The organism is Limnohabitans sp. G3-2 (assembly GCF_002778275.1).
Taxonomy (GTDB): Bacteria; Pseudomonadota; Gammaproteobacteria; order Burkholderiales; family Burkholderiaceae_C; genus Limnohabitans_A.
Window position 1 is genome coordinate 440,463 of the sequence record NZ_NESG01000001.1, and the last position, 12,548, is coordinate 453,010.

13 protein-coding genes and 1 tRNA gene are annotated in these 12,548 nt (G+C 60.3%); 10 read left to right on the forward strand and 4 right to left on the reverse strand.

Annotation, left to right across the window (positions count from 1 at the left end):
- Window positions 1–2: 2 nt before the first annotated feature.
- On the reverse strand, window positions 3–1,007 hold the full coding sequence (hrcA, locus tag B9Z31_RS02000) for a heat-inducible transcriptional repressor HrcA (protein WP_100117867.1): 1,005 nt from the start codon (window positions 1,005–1,007) through the stop codon (window positions 3–5).
- A 28-nt stretch (window positions 1,008–1,035) separates the two neighbouring features.
- Between hrcA and B9Z31_RS02005 the strand changes: the two genes are divergently transcribed.
- The 3 genes from B9Z31_RS02005 to rapZ are packed head-to-tail and all read left to right on the forward strand — an operon-like array spanning window position 1,036 to window position 4,484.
- On the forward strand, window positions 1,036–1,929 hold the full coding sequence (locus B9Z31_RS02005; RefSeq protein WP_100117868.1) for an NAD kinase: 894 nt from the start codon (window positions 1,036–1,038) through the stop codon (window positions 1,927–1,929).
- 3 nt (window positions 1,930–1,932) lie between these two features.
- The gene (gene recN, locus B9Z31_RS02010) at window positions 1,933–3,624 is read left to right on the forward strand and encodes a DNA repair protein RecN (protein WP_100117869.1); all 1,692 of its coding nucleotides are present in this window, start codon (window positions 1,933–1,935) and stop codon (window positions 3,622–3,624) included.
- Window positions 3,621–4,484: an RNase adapter RapZ gene (gene rapZ / locus B9Z31_RS02015; RefSeq protein WP_199174415.1), complete on the forward strand. Its 864-nt coding sequence runs from the start codon at window positions 3,621–3,623 to the stop codon at window positions 4,482–4,484. Before recN ends, rapZ begins: the two co-directional genes overlap by 4 nt.
- Before the next feature lie 43 nt (window positions 4,485–4,527).
- Here the strand turns inward: rapZ and mutY are convergent, their stop codons facing one another.
- Together mutY and mutM are read right to left on the reverse strand one after the other, a co-directional pair.
- On the reverse strand, window positions 4,528–5,553 hold the full coding sequence (gene mutY / locus B9Z31_RS02020; RefSeq protein ID WP_369804614.1) for an A/G-specific adenine glycosylase: 1,026 nt from the start codon (window positions 5,551–5,553) through the stop codon (window positions 4,528–4,530).
- Window positions 5,553–6,368 (reverse strand): bifunctional DNA-formamidopyrimidine glycosylase/DNA-(apurinic or apyrimidinic site) lyase, encoded by an 816-nt coding sequence (gene mutM, locus B9Z31_RS02025; protein ID WP_100117872.1) that lies wholly within the window; start codon window positions 6,366–6,368, stop codon window positions 5,553–5,555. Before mutM ends, mutY begins: the two co-directional genes overlap by 1 nt.
- 77 nt (window positions 6,369–6,445) lie before the next feature.
- Here mutM and B9Z31_RS02030 point away from each other — a divergent pair, with 77 nt between their 5' ends.
- The 7 genes from B9Z31_RS02030 to pth all read left to right on the forward strand — a co-directional run bounded on the left by B9Z31_RS02030 (window position 6,446) and on the right by pth (window position 12,192).
- The gene (locus B9Z31_RS02030; RefSeq protein ID WP_233200624.1) at window positions 6,446–8,173 is read left to right on the forward strand and encodes a lipopolysaccharide assembly protein LapB; all 1,728 of its coding nucleotides are present in this window, start codon (window positions 6,446–6,448) and stop codon (window positions 8,171–8,173) included.
- A complete protein-coding gene (locus B9Z31_RS02035; RefSeq protein WP_100117874.1) occupies window positions 8,170–8,688 on the forward strand; it encodes a lipoprotein insertase outer membrane protein LolB in 519 nt (172 codons plus the stop codon). The genes B9Z31_RS02030 and B9Z31_RS02035 overlap by 4 nt, the downstream gene beginning before the upstream one ends.
- Before the next feature lie 46 nt (window positions 8,689–8,734).
- Entirely contained in the window at window positions 8,735–9,580 is an 846-nt protein-coding gene (gene ispE, locus B9Z31_RS02040; RefSeq protein ID WP_100117875.1) for a 4-(cytidine 5'-diphospho)-2-C-methyl-D-erythritol kinase, read from the forward strand.
- Between the two features lie 34 nt (window positions 9,581–9,614).
- Window positions 9,615–9,691: transfer RNA gene (locus tag B9Z31_RS02045), tRNA-Gln, on the forward strand.
- Window positions 9,692–9,732: 41 nt separating this feature from the next.
- Complete coding sequence (locus B9Z31_RS02050; RefSeq protein WP_304441700.1) at window positions 9,733–10,710, forward strand: ribose-phosphate pyrophosphokinase; 978 nt, start codon at window positions 9,733–9,735, stop codon at window positions 10,708–10,710.
- 100 nt (window positions 10,711–10,810) lie between these two features.
- A complete protein-coding gene (locus tag B9Z31_RS02055) occupies window positions 10,811–11,437 on the forward strand; it encodes a 50S ribosomal protein L25/general stress protein Ctc (protein ID WP_100117876.1) in 627 nt (208 codons plus the stop codon).
- A gap of 113 nt (window positions 11,438–11,550) precedes the next feature.
- The gene (pth, locus tag B9Z31_RS02060; protein ID WP_100117877.1) at window positions 11,551–12,192 is read left to right on the forward strand and encodes an aminoacyl-tRNA hydrolase; all 642 of its coding nucleotides are present in this window, start codon (window positions 11,551–11,553) and stop codon (window positions 12,190–12,192) included.
- Window positions 12,193–12,207: 15 nt separating this feature from the next.
- Here the strand turns inward: pth and B9Z31_RS02065 are convergent, their stop codons facing one another.
- Entirely contained in the window at window positions 12,208–12,456 is a 249-nt protein-coding gene (locus tag B9Z31_RS02065) for a YfhL family 4Fe-4S dicluster ferredoxin (RefSeq protein ID WP_100117878.1), read from the reverse strand.
- Window positions 12,457–12,548 lie beyond the last annotated feature (92 nt).

The following is a 12,548-nucleotide window of genomic DNA, read 5'->3' on the forward strand; positions in this document are numbered from 1 at the left end:
GCTTATTTGGACTGGCTCAGGGCGTTGCTGACCAAGCGGGAGGTGATGTTGACGATTTGGATCATCCGGTCGTAGGGCATGCGGGTCGGGCCGATCACACCCAGGGTGCCCACAATTTGGCCATCCACCTCATAGGGAGAGCTGACGACGGACAGCTCCTGCATGGGCACCATTTGGCTCTCTCCGCCAATGTAGATGCGCACGCCTTCGGCTTGGCTGGACACATCGAGCAAGCGCATGAGTTGGGTTTTTTGTTCAAACAGGTCAAACGCCCGGCGCAAATGGCCCATGTCACTGGAGAAATCGCTCACCGACAGGAGGTTGCGCTCACCCGCAATCACCACCTCGTTTTGGTCTTCGGCCAGCGCCTCGGTGCTGACCTGCACAGCCGCCTGCATGAGGGTGGCGATTTCGCTTTGCAGGCTGACCAGTTCTTGTTGCACCCGGCTGCGTACCTGCTCGATGGCCATGCCGGCGTAATGGGTGTTCAAGAAATTGGACGTTTCAATCAGCTGGCTTTGCGAGTAATCGGTCTCGGTGAACAGGATGCGGTTTTGCACATCTCCCTCGGGCGAGACGATGATGACCAGCAAACGCCGCTCCGACAAACGCAAGAATTCGATGTGCCGAAAAACCGAGGGCCGGCGCGGCGTCATGACCACGCCCACAAAATGGGACAGGTTGGAGAGCAAGTTGGCCGCGCTGGCGATCACCTTTTGCGGCTGGTCAGGAATGAGGGCGGGGGTTTCCAGTCCATCGCGCTGCACCGTGAGCATGGTGTCCACAAACAAGCGGTAGCCCCGGCTGGTCGGTATGCGGCCGGCCGAGGTGTGGGGGCTCGCGATCAGGCCCAGATCTTCCAGGTCCGACATCACATTGCGGATGGTGGCGGGTGACAAATCCAGACCGGAGGCCTTAGAGAGCGTGCGAGAGCCCACAGGCTGGCCATCCGCGATATAGCGTTCCACCAGCGCTTTGAGCAATAACTTGGCACGATCATCTAGCATGCGGTCATTTTAATGATGTAATTTACCGATGAGATCAAAGTTCCGTCACGTTGCACTCTTTGGCAAGTACCACACCACCGCGCATGGTGGTGCGTTGGACAGCTCTCGCCGCGCGCTGGACGATGTGGCCCAGTTCTTGACGCGAAAAGGCTGCGACGTGGTGCTGGACCGGGAAACCGCCATGCACACGGGTTTGAGCCAGTACCCCATGCTGGACATGGAAGACATTGGCCAGCAATGCGATCTGGGTTTGGTGATTGGCGGCGACGGCACCATGCTGGGCATTGGCCGCCAGATGGCCCGTTTCAATTTGCCACTCATGGGCATCAACCAAGGTCGGTTGGGCTTCATCACCGACATCCCGCTGCAAAGTTACCAAGATGTGTTGTTGCCCATGCTGCAGGGCCACTACCAAACAGAAGACCGCAGTTTGCTGCAAGCCCACGTCATGCGGGACCAACGCAGCGTGTTCAACGCACTGGCCATGAACGACGTGGTGGTCAACCGTGGCGGCACCTCGGGCATGGTGGAGCTGCGGGTCGAAGTCGATGGCCGCTTTGTGTCGAACCAAAGAGCCGACGGCTTGATCATTGCGACACCCACAGGCTCCACCGCCTATTCGCTCTCGGTGGGAGGCCCACTGATGCACCCGGCCATTGGCGGCTGGGTCATGGCCCCCATCGCGCCCCACACCTTGTCGAACCGGCCCATCGTGCTGCCCGAATCGTCAGAAATCAGCATCGAAATTGTGGCGGGCCGTTATGTCAGCGCCAACTTTGACATGCAATCCTTGGCCGACCTGATTTTGGGCGACCGGATCGTGGTCAATCGGTCTGAGCACACGGTCAAGTTTTTGCACCCGTCGGGCTGGAATTATTTCGACACCTTGCGCAAAAAAATGCACTGGAATGGGGGCGATTGAGCCATGGCTTTGACGCACATCACCCTGCGCGACTTTGTGATCGTGCAAACCCTCGAGCTGGACCTGACCCCAGGCTTCAGTGTCTTGACGGGCGAAACAGGTGCCGGCAAATCCATTTTGATCGATGCTTTGCAATTGGCTTTGGGGGCACGCGCCGAATCGGGCGTGGTGCGAGAAAGCGCCAGCCGCTGCGAAGTCTGCGCCGAGTTCGAGCCCACGCCCACCATTGGGGCCTGGCTCGAAGAAGCCGGTTTCGACACCAACGCTTCTTTGCTGTTGCGCCGCACGGTGGACACCGGCGGAAAAAGCCGTGCCTGGATCAACGGCAGCCCCGCGACCGCCACACAGCTGCGCGAACTGGGTGAACAGCTCTTGGACATTCACGGTCAGCACGCTTGGCAAAGTCTGACGCGGCCTGACGCGGTGCGCGGACTGCTCGACGCTTATGCGGGCATCGACATCCGCCCCCTCAAAGCCTCTTGGCAAACCTGGCGACAAGCGCAGCAAAACCTAGCCGATGCGCAACGCTCTCAAAGCACGCTGGCCAACGAACGCGAACGGCTGGCCTGGCAAATTGGCGAGCTGGAAAAACTCCATCCCCAAGTGGACGAATGGCAAGAGTTGAGCACGCAGCACAGCCGCTTGGCCAATGCGCAGGCCCTGATCGATGGGGCCAACGAAGGGACACTTTGCCTGGAAGGAAGTGAGAGCGACAGCGGTGGCGGTGCGCTGCGCCAGCTGTCCCGCGCCATCCAGGCCCTTCAGTCGCTCGGCCAATTTGAGCCGGAGTTCATGGCCCTGGCCGACGTGCTCACTTCGGCGCAAGCCCAAGCGGAGGACGTGGCCCACAGCCTGCACAGCTATTTGCGCAAAACCGACCTGGACCCGGCCCAGCTGGCCCAGCTGGACGAGCGCATGGGTCTGTGGCTATCGCTCGCCAGGCGCTACAAAAAAACACCCGACGAACTGCCACTGGCCTTGCAGGCCTGGCGCAAAGAGCTGGCACAGCTCGACGCTGCAGCCGATTTGGACGCCTTGCAAAAAGCGGCAAATGAGGCCCAAACAGCCTGCAGTCTCGCGGCCAAAGCCGTCTCCCGAGAGCGCCAAAAAGCCGCCAAACCGCTGGCCCAAGCCGTCAGCAGCGCCATGCAACAACTGGGCATGCAAGGGGGGCGCTTTGAGGTTCAACTGCAAACCCTGGACGCACCCGCACAACACGGCCTGGAGGAAGTCAGTTTTCTGGTGGCCGGCCACGAGGGCAGCACCCCACGCCCCGTGGGCAAAGTAGCCTCAGGGGGAGAGCTCTCGCGCATTGCGCTGGCGATTGCCGTGACCACCAGCGAGCTGGGTGAAGCCGGCACCCTGATCTTTGACGAGGTGGACTCGGGTGTGGGCGGGGCCGTGGCTGAAACCGTGGGGCGCCTCATGAAACAGCTGGGGCAACACCGCCAGGTGCTGGCGGTGACCCATCTGCCCCAGGTGGCTGCCTGCGCCGACCACCACCTGCTTGTGAGCAAGGCGGCCGTCCAAGGCCAGGTCAGCAGCCAGGTCCGAGGCGTGAGCGGTGAAGAGCGCGTGAGCGAAATCGCCCGCATGCTGGGCGGCGAAAAGTTATCCGCCACCACCTTGGCCCATGCCCGTGAAATGCTGGGCACCCCTTCCCAACCGAGTGGCCGCCAAGCCATCCAAAGCTGAACATGGACATCATCCTCATCACCGGCATGTCCGGCTCTGGCAAATCGGTGGCACTGCATGCGCTGGAAGACGCGGGCTATTACTGCGTGGACAACCTGCCGCCGGAGTTGCTGATCCCCTTTGTCAAACTCGAAGAACAGCAGCAAGAACAACGCTTGGCCATTGCCATCGATGTGCGCAGCGCCAACTCGCTGCACCTCATGCCTGAGCAAATGAATTTGCTGCGCGACATGGGCATGACCGTGAAGTCGGTGTTTCTGGATGCGAACTCCGACACCCTGCAAAGACGTTATTCAGAATCACGCCGCAAACACCCTTTATCGGGGGGCGATAAGCCGCAAAGCGACAAAGCCTTGATGGAGACCATCGGTTTCGAGCGTGAATTGCTCGCAGATTTGCGCGACCGCGCCCACGTCATCGACACCAGTTTGCTGCGCTCGGCTCAGCTGCAAACCTACATCAAGACTTTGGTCAGCGCGCCTGCTGCGCAACTGACCTTGGTGTTTGAATCTTTTGGCTTCAAGCGCGGCATCCCCACCGATGCCGACTATGTGTTTGACGTGCGCATGCTGCCCAATCCGCACTACGAAAGCGCTTTGCGCCCCCTGACGGGCAGAGACGAGCCGGTGCAAACCTACCTTCGGCAGTCGGAGGAATTCGTGCAGATGCAACTGCAAATCGAAGGTTTTTTGAAGCATTGGATTCCCGCCATCGAACGCGATCACCGCAGCTACGTGACCGTGGCCATCGGCTGCACCGGGGGCCAACACCGCTCCGTGTTCATGGTGGAGCAACTGGCGCAAAGCTTTGGAACCCGTTGGCTCACCCTCAAGCGGCACAGGGAGCTGGACGCGCTCTGAAGCTGCCCCTCCAGGCTGCAGCAAGGGCGCCGGCCTGCCCGGTTCAGGATGCCAACAAGGCCCGAATGGGCGCGGGCAATCCCATGCCGGGCCAGGCATCGGCGTCCACCCACTGTCCCTCACAAGCCGGCGCTGGCCGCCCTGCCCCTCGCATGCGCACCGGGTGCAAGTGCAAATCGCGGTGTGTCAACACATGCTTCCAGGGCGTGATGAATTGAGGCGCCTGCCCAGTGGCCCAGGCGGCCAGAACATCGGCTTCCGAATCAAACACGGGCAAGCTGAACAAACCCGCCCAGATGCCGCTGTCCGGTCTTTTTTGCAGCCACACCTGCCCCTTGGCGTTCACTGCCCACAACAGCCACAGCGTGGCGCTGCTGCGTTTGAGCTTGCGGGTTTTGACAGGGTAGGCCAGTGGCTCGCCCTGCGCCTTTGCCTGGCACACCGTGCTGACCGGGCAAGCCTCGCACTGCGCTTTGCGCGGCAAACACACGGTGGCACCCAAGTCCATCAGGGCCTGGGTATAGCGCGGCATGTCGGCCGCTGGCTCTGGCAGGAGGTCTTGCGCCAGCGCCCACAGGGCTTTTTCGTTTTTGGCCACCGCCAAGTCCGCGCCATAGCCCAGTATGCGGGTGAGCACGCGCTTGACATTGCCATCCAGAATGGCGACACGCTCAGCAAAGCAAAAGGCCGCGATCGCCGCAGCCGTGGATCGTCCAATGCCCGGCAGGGTTTGCAGGTCTTGCGCGCGGCGCGGAAAGGCCCCGCCAAAACGCCCCATCACCTCCTGGGCGCACTTGTGCAGATTGCGGGCGCGGCTGTAGTAGCCCAGACCACTCCACAAGGCCAGCACATCGTCTTGCGGTGCAGCGGCCAAAGCCGCCACATCCGGGAATCGGCCCAGAAACCTGGGGAAGTAGTCCAGCACCGTGCTCACCTGCGTTTGCTGCAGCATGATCTCGGACAACCAAACGCGGTACGGATCCTGGGTGTTTTGCCAAGGCAGGCTTTGGCGCCCATGCAGGCGCTGCCAGTCCACCATGCGGCGGGCAAACCCTTCGGGCAAAGTCATCACGGTTTCTGGCATGTGGGGCAGTAAAAGGTGGTGCGCTGGCCTTGCAGCATGGACTTGATGGGTGTGGCGCACACCCGGCAAGGCTCACCAGCGCGGCCGTAAACCGCCGCCTCCAGCTGGAAATACCCGGTACGCCCTTCGGCGTTCACGAAATCCTTGAGCGAACTGCCGCCCTGCTCCACCGCACGGGTCAGCACCTGCACGATGGCGGCATGCAGCCGGGCCACACGGGGTTTGGACAAACGCGCGGCTTGGGTGGTGGGGCGGATGCCCGCCATGAACAAGGCTTCGGAGGCATAAATATTGCCCACCCCCACCACCTCATCGCCCGCCAGCAAAACTTGCTTGATGGCCGACTGGCGTTTTTTGAGGGCCAGGGCAAACGCCGTGACATCAAATTGGGCACTCAAAGGCTCAACACCCAAACGCCCCAGCAGCTTTTGCGCTTGCGGTGAAGCTTCGGACGGCGCCCAAACCACCGCGCCAAATCGCCGCGGATCGTGCAGGCGCAGCACGCCCCGGTCGGTCACCAAATCCATGTGGTCATGCGGGCCGGCTTCGGCTTGCTGGGGTGCAAAGTTCAGACTTCCCGACATGCCCAAGTGCACCAGCAGCAAGCCTTGGTCCAAGTCCAGCAGCAGGTATTTGCCCCGCCGCCGAACGCCCCAGATTTGCCGCCCCACCAAACTGGCAGCAGCCACGCCCAGGGGCCAGCGCAGAGGTTTGCCCAAATGCATGGCCAAGATGTGGGCCGAAGCAATTCGATCCACAAAACTGCGACGGGTGACTTCAACTTCTGGGAGTTCGGGCATGCAAGGGCCTGGCGGTCAGGGCGGCCATTGGGCTTGGCCGTGCTTGTTTAAAAAGTGGCTGGATTATGATGTCCAGCATGAAATTCTGGTTACGACTTGCCGTTTTGTCCTCGCTTGCCGTCGGTGCTTGGGCACAGTCATCCGCGCCCCAAGCAGAGCCCAAGCCCCAACCATCGGCACTGGACGCGGCTCTTTTTTACCAAATTTTGCTGGGCGAACTGAACACCCGACAAGGCGCAGCCGGCAGTGGTTTTTCCCTCATGCTCGATGCAGCCCGCAAGACCCGGGACCCTGCTTTGTTCCAGCGTTCGGTGGACATGGCCTTGCAAGCCCGCTCCGGTGAAGCCGCTTTGCAAGCGGCGCAAACCTGGAAAAGGGAAATTCCATCCGCCACAGAAGCCAATCGTTACGTTCTCCAGATACTGCTGGCGCTCAACCGCATCGAAGAAGCGGGCAAAGCCCTGGCGGTGTCCATCAACGAATTGCCCTTGGATGAACAAGCCGGTGCGATCGCCTCCGCCCCGCGCATCTTTGGTCTGGTGAAAGACAAAGCCCTTGCGGCCGATGCGGTGGAAAAAGCCATGGCCAAAGCCTTCACCCAAAAGGCCACAGTGGCCGCAGCCTGGACCACCGTTGGCCGCATGCGCCGAGATGCAGGACAAATTTCCCGGGCCAGCGAGGCAGCCCGTCAAGGCCATGCCGCAGACCCCCAGGCCACAGGCCCATTGGCCTTGGCCTTGGCCTTGAGCTTGCTGGACAACGCCAACAGCAGTCTCAAACCCATGGTCGATGCGCACATGCGCACAGCCGTTTCACCCGAACTGCGCTTGGCTTACGCCCGCACCCTGGTCTCGCTGCAGCTGCTGCCAGAGGCTTTGGCGCAGTTGCTGCAACTCAATGACAAACACCCCGTGTTTGCAGACGGCTGGCTGATCCACGGATTGGTCCTGCAAGAAAATGGTCAACTGCAAGAAGCCGAAAAGCGCTTTGAGCAGTACGTGCGTTTGCTGGGCAGCAGCCCAGCACCCGAGCAACAAGCTGGCCTGGCCGAAGCCTTGATGTCCTTGGCGCAACTCGCGCAAAAGCAGGGGCAACTGGACCGTGCCAACCAGTGGCTGTCCCAAATGCCCGCGGGGGCAGACCCCATCAAACTGGCCAGCCGACAAGCCGATGTGCTGGCCCAACAAGGTCGTCTGGATGAAGCACGGCAAGTGCTGGCACAGGTCAAACCCGCCAACGCCGAGCAAGCGCTTCGAAAAGTACTGGCGCAATCCATGTGGCTGCGTGAACACCGCGACACGCCAGCGGCCTATGTCTTGGTCAAAGCCGCCTTGGACAAACAGCCCAAGAACACCGAACTGCTGACCGAGTTGTCCCTCGTTTGCGAAAAGCTCAAACGCTTTGACGAAATGGAGGCCCTGCTGCGCCAGTTGATGGCCCTGGCCCCCCAAGAAGCCCATGCCTTCAATGCCTTGGGTTATTCCTTGGCAGACCGCAATATCCGCTTGGATGAAGCACTGCAACTGATCGAAAAAGCGGTGCAGTTGGCACCACAAGACCCCTACATTCAAGACAGTCTGGGTTGGGTGAAGTTTCGCCGAGGTGAAAAAGCCGAGGCCTTGGCCATTTTGAAAGCCGCCTACAAAGCCAAACCCGACGCCGAAATCGCAGCCCATTTGGGTGAAGTGCTCTGGGTCATGGGCCAGCCCAATGAAGCGGGCACCCTCTGGCGAGAGGGTTTGCTGCTCAAAGCCGACAACGACACTTTGCTCGAAACACTCAAGCGCTTCAACTTCAAGCCATGAAAGCAAGCCAAGGACCCGTCAAGCATCCCGTCAAAAGGCTTGCGGGGCTGGGCGCTGGCCTCTGGCTCTTGTCGGTCCTGGCCGGTTGCGCGACCCAGCGCCCCCCGCCTGTCAACCCGGCCTCATTTTGGTCCGGCCGTTTGGCCCTCCAATTGCAAAGCCTGCCGCCCCAAAACTGGAGCACCAGTTTTGAATTGCAAGGCTCGGCAGCCCAAGGGGAACTGCTGCTGCTCAGCCCCATCGGGACCACCTTGGCACGGCTGAGTTGGACCCCCCAATCGGCCCAACTGGAACAAGGTCAGGACAAAACAGAGAGCACCAGCTTGCAAAGCTTGAGTCAACGGCTGACAGGCACCAACCTGCCCATCGCCGCCTTGTTCGACTGGCTGGCGGGTCAAGCCACCGCGGTGCCGGGGTGGCATGTGGACTTGTCTGCCCACCCGCAAGGTCGCCTGACCGCCCAGCGCCAAGCGCCCGCGCCGCAAGCTGTTTTGCGCATCGTGCTCGACCGCTGATGGCTTGCCCCCCACCCCAGCGGGACCCCTCACGATCATTTGACCTATGAAACAACTGCTCGACGTCCCAGCCCCAGCCAAACTCAACCTGTTTTTGCACATCACAGGTCGTCGCCCCGATGGCTACCACCTGCTGCAATCGGTGTTCATGCTGATCGACTGGTGCGACAAATTGCACTTCGAAGGGCGTCCGGGCGGCGCGATCAGCCGCGAAGACCTGACGGTGCCCTTGCCCGCCGACGACTTGATCACCCGCGCCGCCAAATTGCTGCAGCAGCAAACAGGCTGCACGCAAGGCGTTCACATTGCGGTGGACAAACAAATCCCGGCACAAGCGGGCATGGGCGGCGGATCGTCTGACGCCGCCAGTTGTTTGCTGGCCCTCAACCAGCTTTGGAACCTTCGGCTGGGCCTTGATACCCTTGAGAAACTGGGCTTGCAACTGGGCGCAGATGTCCCCTTCTTCTTGCGTGGGTGCAATGCCTGGGTGGAGGGCGTGGGTGAAAAAATTAATCCCATTGCACTACCGCCCGCGGATTTTTGGGTCATCAAACCCCACGCGGGTGTCGAAACACCGCAAATTTTTAAGCATCCAGACCTTCAGCGCGCTACAAAGCCTGCTACAATTTCGGTCTTCGCTGCACAGCCATATGACTACGGTCACAATGATTTGCAGCCTGTTGCTCAGACTTTGTGCCCCGAAGTCACCCAAGCACTCCAAGTGCTGAAGTTGGCGGGCATGAACGGCAGAATGACAGGTTCTGGCAGTGCAGTGTTTGCACATTGCACGTCAAGCACGCCGTCTTTGGTGGTCCCGGACCGCTGGCAAGTGCGCAAGTGCAGCAATTTGGAGGTTCACCCTTTACGGGGTTGGGCAGCCAGCGAAAGTTGATCGGTCGGTCGCTGTTTCAGCGGTCAACCCGTGTAGGGGAGTCGCCAAGTTGGTTAAGGCACCGGATTTTGATTCCGGCATTCGAAGGTTCGAGTCCTTCTTCCCCTGCCAAATACGTTCATTCGTACAGGCCCTTTTTTCTGATCGCTGGAATGCACATGCAGCCTGCCTCACTCCCTCCCGAATTCATGCTGTTCACCGGCAACGCCAATCCCGTTTTGGCCGCCGAGATCGCCAAACACCTGGGCACGCAGCTCGGTGCTGTTGACGTGGGCCGTTTCTCTGACGGTGAGGTCACTGTTGAGCTGAAACAAAACGTGCGTGCACGCGAAGTGTTTGTGGTGCAGTCCACCTGCGCACCCACCAACGAAAACCTGATGGAATTGCTGATCATGGTCGATGCGCTCAAACGCGCCTCGGCTGGCCGCATCAGCGCCGTCATCCCTTATTTCGGTTACGCCCGCCAAGACCGTCGCCCACGCTCAACCCGTGTGCCCATCTCGGCCAAAGTGGTGGCCAACATGCTCGAAGCTGTCGGCGTCGACAGCGTGTTGACCATGGATTTGCACGCTGACCAAATCCAGGGATTCTTTGACATTCCGGTCGACAACATTTATGCATCGCCCGTTTTGCTGGGTGATCTGCGCCAGAAAAACTACGAAGACCTGATCGTGGTCTCGCCCGATGTGGGCGGCGTGGTCCGTGCGCGCGCACTGGCCAAGCAATTGGGCTGCGATTTGGCCATCATTGACAAACGCCGCCCCAAAGCCAACGTCAGCGAAGTCATGCACGTCATTGGCGAGATCGAAGGCCGCAACTGCGTGATCATGGACGACATGATCGACACCGCAGGCACCTTGGTCAAAGCGGCCGAAGTGCTCAAAGAGCGCGGCGCGAAAAAAGTCTACGCCTATTGCACGCACCCGATTTTCTCGGGCCCCGCCATCGACCGCATTGCCAAGGGCGAAGCCCTCGATGAAGTGGTCGTGACCAACACCATCCCGTTGTCGCTTGAAGCTGCAGCGTGTTCCAAGATTCGCCAACTCTCCGTGGCTCCGCTGATCGCCGAAACGATCAACCGGATTGCGCATGGCGAGTCGGTGATGAGCCTGTTCTCCGATCAAGCCTGATCGGAGCCGGGCCCACAGTGGCCAGCCGTCCTTGTGGGACTGGCTGGCTTTTTTGAGTCAGGGTCGCACTGGTCGCGGTGGACCCTAGAAGGAGAAATGTATGAAATTTGTCGCTTTTGAGCGCGCTAAGCAGGGCACGGGTGCGAGCCGCCGTCTCCGCAATTCCGGTCGCACACCTGGCATCGTTTACGGTTCCACATCGGCCCCCCAACTGATTGAGCTGGACCACAACGCTTTGTGGCATGCCCTGAAAAAAGAAGCGTTCCACGCTTCGATTTTGGACATGGAACTCAATGGCCAGTCCAGCAAAGTTTTGCTGCGTGACTACCAGATGCACCCCTACAAGCAATTGGTGCAACACATCGACTTCCAGCGCGTGGACGCCAACACCACTTTGCACATGAAAGTGCCATTGCACTTCAGCGGCGAAGAAGAGTCCGAAGCCGTCAAGACCGACAAGTGCACAGTCACCCACGTCGTGACCGAACTGGAAGTGGCTTGCTTGCCTGCCAACCTGCCCGAATTCATCGCGGTGGACTTGAAGGGCCTGACCATGGGCAAATCGCTGCACCTGAACGACATCACCTTGCCAGCCGGCTGCAAAGCCATCACGCACGGCAAGAAAAACCCGGTCCTCGTGTCCGTGGTGGCTCCTGTCGAAGAAGTGGTGGCAGCGCCTGTGGCCGCTGCACCTGCAGACGCCAAAAAAGGCAAAGGCAAGAAGTAATCTTCTCGCTCGGGCTGAACAGCCCGCCTCCGAAAGGCCCGCCATGCGGGCCTTTTTCTTTGGCGCACCGCTTTCGGGCCCCAAGCCCATGAGCACAAGGATAATCACGCACCATGATCAAACTGCTTGTCGGCCTGGGCAATCCGGGCAACGAATACGAAGACACCCGCCACAACGCCGGATTCTGGTGGATCGATGCCGTCGCGCGTGAACTCAAGGTGTCCCTGGTGCCCGAGCGCAGCTACCACGGCCTGGTGGCCCGCACCACCGTGAATGGACAAACGCTTTGGCTGCTTGAACCCCAGACCTTCATGAACTTGTCGGGCAAGTCGGTGGGCGCCTTGGCACGTTTCTTCAAAATTCAGCCCCAAGAAATTCTGGTGGCGCACGACGAACTCGACATCGTGCCCGGCGAAGCCAAGCTCAAACTGGGCGGCAGCCACGCGGGGCACAACGGCCTGCGCGACATCCATGCCCAACTGGGTACGGCCGATTACTGGCGACTGCGCATTGGCGTGGGCCACCCGGGGGACAAGGCCGAAGTGGTCAGCTGGGTCTTGAAAAAACCGATGCTGGAGCACCGCAAGGCGATCGACGACAGCATCTACCGCTCGGTCGCGGCCTTGCCACTTCTTTTGGCGGGTCAGATGGAAAAAGCCATGGCCCACATCCACACCAGCAAACCACCGCGCCCCAAACCACCCCGGCCTGTCAAAGCACCCGTGCCAGACGCCCCGCCACCGACAGCCGGGTGATGCGGGCACGCAGGCTCACTGCGCTTGCAGCCTGCGGTATTTGGCCCACAGTGTCTCCTGGCTCTCCACATGCTGGGGATGCAGGGGGATGCACGCCACGGGACAGACCTGGACACACTGGGGCTCGTCAAAATGCCCGACACACTCGGTGCATTTGGAGGGGTCAATTTCGTAAATTTCCTCGCCCAGATAGATCGCTTGATTCGGGCACTCGGGCTCGCACACATCGCAATTGATGCATTCGTCAGTGATCATCAGGGCCATAGGGGGAAATCCACAAAAGAGTGCTGCAAGGTCATCACGAATTATCTGCCAAGCCGATCAGCCCGAAGCGCCGCAGGGCTGTTACCAGACAG

Coding starts and splice junctions, on each gene's coding strand:
- B9Z31_RS02030 (WP_233200624.1), top strand. CDS start 6,446: ATGAAATTCTGGTTACGACTTGCCGTTTTGTCCTCGCTTGCCGTCGGT.
- B9Z31_RS02035 (WP_100117874.1), top strand. CDS start 8,170: ATGAAAGCAAGCCAAGGACCCGTCAAGCATCCCGTCAAAAGGCTTGCG.
- B9Z31_RS02005 (WP_100117868.1), top strand. CDS start 1,036: ATGAGATCAAAGTTCCGTCACGTTGCACTCTTTGGCAAGTACCACACC.
- pth (WP_100117877.1), top strand. CDS start 11,551: ATGATCAAACTGCTTGTCGGCCTGGGCAATCCGGGCAACGAATACGAA.
- B9Z31_RS02065 (WP_100117878.1), bottom strand. CDS start 12,456: ATGGCCCTGATGATCACTGACGAATGCATCAATTGCGATGTGTGCGAG.
- ispE (WP_100117875.1), top strand. CDS start 8,735: ATGAAACAACTGCTCGACGTCCCAGCCCCAGCCAAACTCAACCTGTTT.
- recN (WP_100117869.1), top strand. CDS start 1,933: ATGGCTTTGACGCACATCACCCTGCGCGACTTTGTGATCGTGCAAACC.
- B9Z31_RS02050 (WP_304441700.1), top strand. CDS start 9,733: ATGCACATGCAGCCTGCCTCACTCCCTCCCGAATTCATGCTGTTCACC.
- mutM (WP_100117872.1), bottom strand. CDS start 6,368: ATGCCCGAACTCCCAGAAGTTGAAGTCACCCGTCGCAGTTTTGTGGAT.
- hrcA (WP_100117867.1), bottom strand. CDS start 1,007: ATGCTAGATGATCGTGCCAAGTTATTGCTCAAAGCGCTGGTGGAACGC.
- B9Z31_RS02055 (WP_100117876.1), top strand. CDS start 10,811: ATGAAATTTGTCGCTTTTGAGCGCGCTAAGCAGGGCACGGGTGCGAGC.
- mutY (WP_369804614.1), bottom strand. CDS start 5,553: ATGACTTTGCCCGAAGGGTTTGCCCGCCGCATGGTGGACTGGCAGCGC.